The sequence below is a fragment of the Acetoanaerobium sticklandii genome (assembly GCF_000196455.1).
GTDB classification, from domain to species: domain Bacteria; phylum Bacillota; class Clostridia; order Peptostreptococcales; family Filifactoraceae; genus Acetoanaerobium; species Acetoanaerobium sticklandii.
The window spans coordinates 2,360,040-2,370,000 of record NC_014614.1 but is presented as its reverse complement, the minus strand read 5'-3'; the positions used below and the strand labels follow the sequence as shown (position 1 = coordinate 2,370,000).

Genomic DNA, 9,961 nt, shown 5'->3' with positions numbered 1-9,961 from the left:
CCGCGCCGAAAATTACCGGGGCTCAAACACACTACCGAAGCTACGGATTCATACTTATGTATGAGTGGTAGGAGAGCGTCGTATACGGGCTGAAGCTGTACCGTAAGGAGCAGTGGACTGTATACGAGTGAGAATGTTGGCATGAGTAGCGAGATGGATGTGAGAATCATCCAGGCCGAAAACCCAAGGTTTCCTGAGCAAGGTTCGTCCTCTCAGGGTTAGTCGGGACCTAAGCCAAGGCCGAAAGGCGTAGGTGATGGACAACAGGTGTAGATTCCTGTACCACCAATTATCGTTTGAGTGATGGAGTGACACAGAAGGATAGGCGATCACACAGTTGGATTTGTGTGTCCAAGCATTGAGGAAGTAGCCGCAGGCAAATCCGCGGTTACAATTCTGGGATGTGATGGGGAGCGAAATTTAGTAGCGAAGTCGTTGATTTCACGCTGTCAGGAAAAGCTTCTAGCGAGATAAAAGGTGCCCGTACCGCAAACCGACACAGGTGGGTGGGGAGAGAATCCCAAGGCCAGCGAGAGAACTGTTGTTAAGGAACTCGGCAAAATTACCCCGTAACTTAGGGAGAAGGGGTGCCTCATTAGTGTTAACGCATGAAGAGGCCGCAGAGAATAGGCCCAAGCGACTGTTTACCAAAAACATAGGTCTCTGCTAAACCGCAAGGTGAAGTATAGGGGCTGACGCCTGCCCGGTGCTGGAAGGTTAAGGGGATGTGTTAGAGCAATCGAAGCACTGAACTTAAGCCCCAGTAAACGGCGGCCGTAACTATAACGGTCCTAAGGTAGCGAAATTCCTTGTCGGGTAAGTTCCGACCCGCACGAAAGGCGTAACGATTTGGGCGCTGTCTCAACAACAGACTCGGTGAAATTGTAATTCCGGTGAAGATGCCGGATACCTGCGACAGGACGGAAAGACCCCATGGAGCTTTACTGTAGCTTAGCATTGGATTTAGGTAGTATATGTACAGGATAGGTGGGAGGCTTTGAAAGTAGGACGCCAGTTTTGCTGGAGCCATCCTTGGGATACCACCCTTGTACTATCTGGATTCTAACCACGATGAGTGAATCCTCATCTGGGACACTGCTTGGCGGGCAGTTTGACTGGGGCGGTCGCCTCCCAAAATGTAACGGAGGCGCTCAAAGGTTCCCTCAGCACGGTCGGAAATCGTGCGTAGAGTGTAAAGGCAAAAGGGAGCTTGATTGCGAGACATACAGGTCGAGCAAGGACGAAAGTCGGACTTAGTGATCCGGTGGTACCGCGTGGAAGGGCCATCGCTCAACGGATAAAAGCTACCCTGGGGATAACAGGCTGATCTCCCCCAAGAGTCCACATCGACGGGGAGGTTTGGCACCTCGATGTCGGCTCATCACATCCTGGGGCTGTAGTAGGTCCCAAGGGTTGGGCTGTTCGCCCATTAAAGTGGTACGCGAGCTGGGTTCAGAACGTCGTGAGACAGTTCGGTCCCTATCCGTCGCAGGCGTAGGAAATTTGAGAGGATCTGTCCTTAGTACGAGAGGACCGGGATGGACGCACCTCTGGTGCACCAGTTGTCACGCCAGTGGCACAGCTGGATAGCTACGTGCGGAATGGATAAGTGCTGAAGGCATCTAAGCACGAAGCCAACCTCAAGATAAGATTTCCCTCCGCAAGGGTAAGACCCCAGGAAGACTACCTGGTTGATAGGCTCTAGGTGTAAGTGCAGTAATGTATTGAGCTTAAGAGTACTAATAGGTCGAGGACTTGACCTAACTTAGGATTATGATATGCAGTTTTTAGTGTGCAAACACTAACAATATGGCTATTATAGAGAAGAGGATACACCTGTTCCCATCCCGAACACAGCAGTTAAGCTCTTCATCGCCGATGGTACTTGGACCGCAGGGTCCCGGGAGAGTAGGACGTAGCCAATTGACTAACCACAGAATATGATTTCTGTGGTTTTTTAATGCAAAAAAATAAAAGATATTGATATAGCATGGCATACGTAATATAATGTATAAAACTTATGTACAGAAAGGCTAAAGGGGGGACTGTAATGTACTATAAAAAAATAGAGGGTAAGCTATGCTATCTATCACCTATTAACCAAGAGGATTATGAGCTTTATACGAGATGGCTTAATGATTTGGATATCAGCATAGGGCTAATGACAGCATCTAAAATAATAACACCTGAAAAAGAAAGAGAGATATTAGCGCATCTTCAAAATACAGAATATAACTTCGCGATAGTAGATAGGCAAAGACATACTTTGGTTGGGAATATAGGTATATTAAATATAGATACTCTAAATAGATGTGCTGAAATAGGAGTTTTTATAGGAAAAAAAGAAGATCAAAGCAAAGGCTATGGACAAGAATCTTTAAATTTGATTCTAGATTTTGGATTTAATATATTAAATTTTCACAATATGTATTTAAAGGTATACGATTATAATAAAATTGCTATATCATGCTATGAAAAAGTGGGATTTAAAGAAGCAGGAAGACTTAGAGAAACTAAAATAATAGCTGGTCAAAAATTCGATACTATATATATGGATATGCTAGCTAGTGAGTTTAAATCACCTGTTATAGCAGATATAGTAAAAAAGAAGAACCAAGTTAAAAAATAAATATTTAATTATTATGATAAAAATCTTGATGGTTATGGTATATAACTATTGAGATTTTTTTACTTATCCACAAATTTTATATTTTAGTCCACACATTCTATAAAAGCTATAGACAACACTATATATTGTGGTAGAATGTTTTATAGATAAAAAAACTAACCATATATTGTGCTTTGTAAACGGAACTGGAGGCGATAGCTTGAAAGTAGAAAAAAGAGATGGAAGAATAGTAGAATTTGACAAGATAAAGATAAAAAATGCTATAGAAAAAGCAATGAGTGAAACTATTGAAGGTATAGATGAAGCTTTAAGCTTAATGATTTCTAATGGAATAGCAGAGGATTTTGAGCAAAGAAGAGTACCTGTTAGAGTAGATGAAATTCAAGATATGGTAGAAATCATGCTTATGGAAAGTCCTAGAAAAGATGTAGCCAAGAGCTATATTATATATAGAAGTGAGCAAGATAAGACGAGACCTAAAAAGCAAAAAGTAGAGCATCCTCTAATCACAGACGAATTTATTAGTCCATATAAGCATAAACCATCACCTATGGGTGAGCTTGGAAACTTTGTATTTTATAGAACTTATTCTAGATATTTAAAAGACATTAGTAGAAGAGAATATTGGTGGGAGACTGTAAGAAGAGCTGTTGAATATAACACAGGGATTGTTAAGACTTCAGCTGAAGAGGCTCAAAAGCTCTTTGATAATATTTTTAATCTTAGACAATTTTTATCAGGACGTACATTTTGGATAGGAAACACTGAGGTTTCAAAATATTATCCTATGGCAAACTATAATTGTGCATTTGAAATAATAGATTCTCTAGAGTCTTTTAAGGATTTGTTTTATTTATTAATGATTGGAGCAGGAGTAGGGGTTAGAGTATTAAAGGATGATGTGAAAAGTATTCCAAAAATCAGAACTGATTATAAGCTGATTCACAAAGATTATACTCCTATTGAGCCAAATGACAGAATGGAGAATACGAGCCTTAAGTTCGTATCTGAAGACGAAGTAGAAATAATAGTAGGTGACTCAAAAGAAGGCTGGGTACAATCATTAGAGTTTTTCTTTAATTTATTGAGTGGACACGATTACAGAAAAGTAAAAACTATAATAATGGATTACTCTAATGTAAGAAAGAAAGGCGAAATGCTAAGAACCTTTGGTGGAACAGCATCTGGGCATGACAGTCTTAAGCAGATGTTTATTAAGATTGATAAAGTAATTCATAAAAAAGCTATTTCTCTTAATCATAAAAGAGTTAATCTAGAGCCAATAGACTGCTTGGATATAGCTAATATTATCGGTGAAAATGTGGTAGTTGGTGGAGTAAGAAGAACAGCGGAAATGGTTATAATTGATCAAGATGATAAAACTTGCATAGATGCGAAATCAAAGTTATATATTCAGCAAGATGGACAGTGGACTATAGACCAAAGTATTTCACACAGACAAATGAGCAATAATTCTATTTATTATACAAAGAAGCCATCTAGAGAACAACTAAGATGGCAGCTTGAGAAAATGAGATACAGTGGAGAACCAGGGTTCATAAATGCAGAGGCAGCAATTAAAAGACGTCCTAATATGAATGGTGTAAATCCGTGTGGAGAGATATTGCTTGATACAAAAGGACTTTGCAATCTAACAACAATAAATGCTTTTGCTTTTGTAAAAGAAGATAACACCTTGGATTTAGAGGGGTTATTACAGGCACAAAGACTTTCTGCTAGAGCAGGATATAGAATGACTTTACTAGAACTTGAACTGCCAAAATGGGATATGGTACAGCAAAGAGACAAGCTTATTGGATGCTCCTTAACAGGATGGCAAGACATGGTTAATGCGCTTGCTATGACTAAGGATGAAGAAAGAGAGCTTTTAAGCAAGCTTAGAGATGAAGCTCATAAAGCAGCAAATGATTATGCTAAGGAGCTAGGACAAACTGCTCCAATACTGATGACTACAGTGAAGCCAGAAGGAACCTTATCTCAGCTTCCTACAGTTTCAAGTGGAGTTCATTACTCTCATTCGCCATTTTTTATTAGAAGAGTTAGAATTTCATCATCGGACCCGCTATTAAAAGTGTGTGAAGAGCTAGGATACCCAGTTCATCCTGAGGTAGGTCAAGATCCAGCTAATCCAGCAACCAAGGTTGTTGAGTTTCCTGTTAAATCTCCTATGGGTAAGACGAAGTATGATATTTCAGCAATAGAGCAGCTTGAAAATTACAAGCTATTTATGGAAAGCTATGTAGACCATAATTGTTCTATTACAGTGCATGTAAGAGATGAAGAGTGGGAAGCTGTAGAGCAGTGGGTATGGGATAATTGGGATGAGGTAGTTGCAATTTCTTTCTTACCTCTAGACGATAGTTTTTACGAGCTTCTTCCTTATGAATCCATTGATGAGGAAGAATATAATAGAAGAAAATCTATAATGAAACCATTTGTGCCCTCTCTTATATCAAAATATGAAAATGAAGAAAAAGAATATGAACTTTCAAATGATGGCTGTGATAGTGGAATTTGCCCAATTAGATAAAAAACAAGAAAAAATTTATTTAATTTAAAAATACTTCTTTTATAAATGTTTGGATATGTTAGAATATATTGGGTAAACTAAATAGTAGAAAAAAACTATTTATGATAATTTGAAATTCATAAAAAATATTAGGAGGTATATATGGATAAGAAGCATGAGCACACACATATGCACGGAACTGTAGAACATACTCATGATCACGATCATGACAAGGAGCATGGACACGACACTCATGACCATGGTCACCATCATCATGAAGGATGCTGCGGAAACCATGGTCATGAAGATCATGAATGCTGCGGACATCATCACCACGATGAAGACGAAGAGCCTATAACTCTAGATTTAATTTTAGACGATGGCCAAGAAGTGAAATGCGAAGTAGTTGGAATTTTTGAAGTTGAAGGAAAAGAATATATAGCACTTCTTCCTTTTGATGATGACAGAGTGTTACTTTACACTTATGAAGAAGACGGAGAAGAATTAAATCTTGAAAACATCGAAAATGATGAGGAGTTCAAAAAGGTTTCAGAAACTTTCTGGGAAATTTTCGGAGACGAAGATTTTGAGAAAGTAGACGAAGAGTAAGAACAGTTTAAAATCAAAAACACCAAGGATATTTATAATATCTGAGGTGTTTTTTATTGCGACGAAACAAGGCTTTCAGAAACAATGACAAGTTCTGTATGCATTTAAGGAAGAAAATTTTAATTGTTCTAGAAAAATATGAAGAAAATTTAACACTTTGATATTGAAGCTATACAAAGCTCTGTATGTGTATTTTAGAGACGGACAAAAATATAACAATGGGAAAAGAAAATGAGTCTTATTTAATTGTAGTTAAAATAATTTATAGGCAAATAGTCTCGAAATATTTATATAATTTAGAATTCTTTATAAAAAAACTGTTCTAGGTATAAAAACAATTATTTATATAATTCGAAATTTTTACATAAGATTATAATTAAATGTAAAATATGTTTATATTGACACTATCATCAGGTTTTAGTAATATGAAAGAAATAATTTTTATATGTAAAAAATTCTAAATATTCGAAAAGGGGGAGTAAATTTGAAAAGTTTTAAGATTAAGTCTTTAATGGCTTTGGCTTTAGCAGGTATGCTAGTGCTAAGCGGATGTGGCGGAGGACAAGAGGCTGCTGCACCAGAACAAGCTGCTGAAAAAGCAGATTTAACAACACAAACAGTGGATATCCACAAAGCAGAGGATCCTTCAAAGAATCCACAGCAAGCTCTAGATAGAAAAGATACTATAGTAGTAGGTATGACAGAGTTTAGTGGTAAATTTATGGAGCAGTTCCGTCAATCAAGCTACGATATGTATGTAAATCAAATGATATTTGAGCAGCTAGTTGAGGTTGATGATGAAGGTAAACCAGTAGATGAAGGTATTGCTACTTGGACAGTGGAAAACGATAACAAGTACATATTCAAGCTAAAAGATGGCATCAAGTTCTCTGATGGAACAGATGTTAAAGCAGAAGACGTTGAGTTTTCATATCTTCTTTTAGCTGATCCTAATTACGATGGCGACTCAGATATGAGTAAATACGGCTTTGTTGGATTTGATGATTATAAAAACGGTTCAGCGACATCTATTGAAGGTATCAAGGTTATAGATGATAAGACAATAGAGTTTACTTTAGAAGAACCAAATGCTGAAGTAATTTACTTCTTTACAGGCGGCATAGTACCAAAAGCTTATTATGGTGAAAATTACACTAAGGGAGACCTTTCTAGTGTAAAAGCTCTTTTAACTAAGCCAATGGGATCTGGTCCTTATAAAATGGTAGAGTATAAAGAAGGACAATCTGTAACATTTGCTGCTAACGAGCATTACTGGAAGGGACAGCCAGCAGTTAAAAATGTAATTTTTACAGTTACAGCTAAATCAACTGCAATGCAATCATTCTTAGGTGGACAGACAGATGTTGAAATGATGGATGTTAGTATTGAAAACGTAGAGCAGTTAAAAGGTGCAGGTTTCGTTGATCTTCATCGTTTCCCTACAAATGGATATGGATATTTAGGTATGAACAACGCTCTTCCTAAATTCTCAGATAAGAGAGTAAGACAAGCACTTGCTTATGCTCTTAACAGAAAAGATGTAGTTGAAGCAATTTATGGACCTTTTGGTAATGTACTTAATGTACCTCAGTCAAGAGTTGCATGGTCTTACTCTGAAGAAGGTATCAATGAATACGGATATGACATGGAAAAAGCGGCTGCACTTTTAGATGAAGCTGGCTGGACTATGGGAGATGATGGTTTTAGATATAAAGATGGAGAAAAGTTTGAAATCTTCTTTACAGGAATGGCAGACCATCCAGTACTTGATATCATGCTTCCTGTTATGATTGAATCTTACAAACAGCTTGGAATAGATTTAAAGGTTGAGTATGTTGACTTCCCAACATTAACTGAGAAAACAAACAACTTCTCAGCTGAAATGTGGTTTATGGCTTGGGGCTTAACTCCAGACCCAGGGGATTCTTCAAACGTTTATAAAACTGGAGGACCACAAAATAAATACAACTACGGAAGTACAAAAGTAGATGAGTTATTTGTTCAAGGTTCAAAGGAAACTGATTTCGAAAAGAGAAAAGCAATTTATGCAGAAATCTACAAAGTATTAAATGATGAATTACCATGCATTATAGTATATCAAAGAAGTGACATGTGGGCTGCAAACTCAAGACTTGAAGGCTTCCATGTTACACCATATAAAGAATTCACTAAAGACCTTTGGAAAGTAACAATCAAAGAATAGTGAAATAAGCAACTTAATAAAATGACCAGATGAATTTAGGCAAGGCCCAGTCTATAATGGCTGGGTCTTTTATTAAAAGGAGGCTTATAGTTAATGAGGCAGTACATAACACGAAGGGTGTTACAGATGATTCCGATTTTACTTGGATTATCGATAATTATATTTGGTTTGTTTGCACTAGCTCCAGGAGATTTTATAGATGCAAACTTAAGTAAAAATCTATCAGCTGAAAAGGTTGCAGAGCTAAAGGCTTTATATGGATTTGATCAGCCGCTACACATTAGATATTTCAGATGGGCTGGAGATGCTCTTAGAGGTAATTTAGGAGATTCACTTCAATTTTCTAAGCCAGTTACATCAGTAATTAACGATTATGTTTGGAATTCATTTATTTTATCCGCATTTTCATATTTATTATCTATTATATTAGCAGTACCAATAGGCATCATTTCAGCTACTAAGCAATACTCGAAATTCGATATGGGAGCTACTGTTGTTGCTCTTATAGGAATATCTATGCCAGCATTCTTTTTAGGACTACTTATGATTAAAATTTTCGCAATAGATTTACATATACTTCCTGTTTCTGGTATGAGAACCGCAGGACTTAATGCTACAGGATTCGCAGCTATGGCAGATGTGGGCAAACACCTTATACTGCCAACACTAGTACTAGCTTTTTCAGGGGTTGGGTCTCTGATGAGATACACTAGAACCTCTATGCTTGAAGTAATAAAGCAAGATTATATTAGAACGGCAAGAGCAAAGGGTTTATCCGAAAAGACTGTTATTTACAGACATGCTCTTAGAAATGCACTTATTCCAATTGTTACTATACTAGGATTAATGCTTCCGGGCCTCTTTGGAGGAGCAATGATTACTGAGCAGATTTTCGCATTCCCAGGGATAGGGAAAATTGCGCTTGGAGCTCTTAGTAAAAGAGATTATCCTCTTATGATGGGCTTCAATATGTTCATGGCGGTACTAGTTCTACTTGGAAACCTACTATCTGACATTTTGTATGCAGCAGTAGATCCTAGAGTAAGATTGAAATAAGGGAGGGCTTAGGATAAATGGAGGCAGTTAACAAAAAAGTGAAAATTAGCTCCAATGAGACTATAGAATCTCCTTGGAGGATGACATATAGAAGACTTAAGAAAAATAAACTATCTATGGTTGGATTTATTATATTACTAGGCATGTTTATATTTTCTTTTATAGGACCGTTTCTTTCACCTCACGATATGATTACAACAAATGTACTTAATGCAAATAAACCACCTAGCTCTCAGTTTTGGCTTGGAACTGATTCTGTAGGTAGAGATGTGCTTCTTAGACTTATGCTAGGGGGAAGAATATCCCTTTTAGTTGGGCTTGTGTCTGTAGCTATTTCTGTATTCATCGGGACTCTAGTTGGAGGGCTTTCTGGGTTTTACGGTGGCTGGATAGATAACGTCCTTATGAGAATAGCAGATATTTTCATGGCAGTTCCTACTATGCCTATACTTGTAATACTTGCTGCTGTTATGAGTGATTTAAAGGTACTTCCAGAAAGAAGAATATTTGTAGTAATGTTCATATTAGGTATTCTTAGCTGGGCAGGGCTTTCAAGACTTGTAAGAGGTCAGATTCTTACTCTTAGAGAGCAGGAATTTATGCAAGCAGCAGAAGCACTAGGTTTAAAAGATAGCAGAAAAATATTCAAGCATCTTATACCAAACGTAGTTCCAACTATCATAGTTAATGCTACTCTAGGAATAGGTAGCTCAATACTTATGGAATCAGCGCTTTCTTTCTTGGGACTTGGAGTTGTACCACCTATTCCATCTTGGGGAAATATGATTCAAGCGGTTAATAATTTTTATAATTTCCAAAACAGACCTTGGCTTTGGATTCCGCCGGGAGTATGTATATTCTTAACAGTTATGGCGATTAACTTGTTCGGCGACGGACTAAGAGATGCCTTAGACCCAAAATTGAAGCGATAGGA

The 9,961-nt window shown here is 37.5% G+C and carries 6 protein-coding genes and 2 rRNA genes (1 of these 8 running past the window's edge); all 8 read left to right on the top strand.

Annotated elements, in window-relative coordinates; all coding sequences use genetic code 11:
* Positions 1–1,763: ribosomal RNA gene (locus CLOST_RS11350) — 23S ribosomal RNA — on the top strand; it begins 1,155 nt to the left of the window's first position.
* A gap of 45 nt (positions 1,764–1,808) precedes the next feature.
* Positions 1,809–1,925: ribosomal RNA gene (rrf, locus tag CLOST_RS11345) — 5S ribosomal RNA — on the top strand.
* A gap of 125 nt (positions 1,926–2,050) precedes the next feature.
* Positions 2,051–2,629 (top strand): GNAT family N-acetyltransferase, encoded by a 579-nt coding sequence (locus CLOST_RS11340; RefSeq protein ID WP_013362467.1) that lies wholly within the window; start codon positions 2,051–2,053, stop codon positions 2,627–2,629.
* A gap of 199 nt (positions 2,630–2,828) precedes the next feature.
* Positions 2,829–5,180 carry a ribonucleoside-triphosphate reductase, adenosylcobalamin-dependent gene (nrdJ, locus tag CLOST_RS11335; RefSeq protein ID WP_013362466.1) on the top strand — a complete coding sequence of 784 codons (2,352 nt, stop codon included), beginning with the start codon at positions 2,829–2,831 and terminating at the stop codon, positions 5,178–5,180.
* 141 nt (positions 5,181–5,321) lie between these two features.
* On the top strand, positions 5,322–5,768 hold the full coding sequence (locus tag CLOST_RS13820; protein ID WP_013362465.1) for a DUF1292 domain-containing protein: 447 nt from the start codon (positions 5,322–5,324) through the stop codon (positions 5,766–5,768).
* A 484-nt stretch (positions 5,769–6,252) separates the two neighbouring features.
* A complete protein-coding gene (locus tag CLOST_RS11325) occupies positions 6,253–7,971 on the top strand; it encodes an ABC transporter substrate-binding protein (RefSeq protein ID WP_013362463.1) in 1,719 nt (572 codons plus the stop codon).
* Positions 7,972–8,064: 93 nt separating this feature from the next.
* Positions 8,065–9,027, top strand: a complete 963-nt coding sequence (locus CLOST_RS11320) for an ABC transporter permease (RefSeq protein ID WP_041487210.1) — start codon at positions 8,065–8,067, stop codon at positions 9,025–9,027.
* A gap of 17 nt (positions 9,028–9,044) precedes the next feature.
* The gene (gene opp4C / locus CLOST_RS11315) at positions 9,045–9,959 is read left to right on the top strand and encodes an oligopeptide ABC transporter permease (protein ID WP_013362460.1); all 915 of its coding nucleotides are present in this window, start codon (positions 9,045–9,047) and stop codon (positions 9,957–9,959) included.
* Positions 9,960–9,961: the final 2 nt, after the last annotated feature.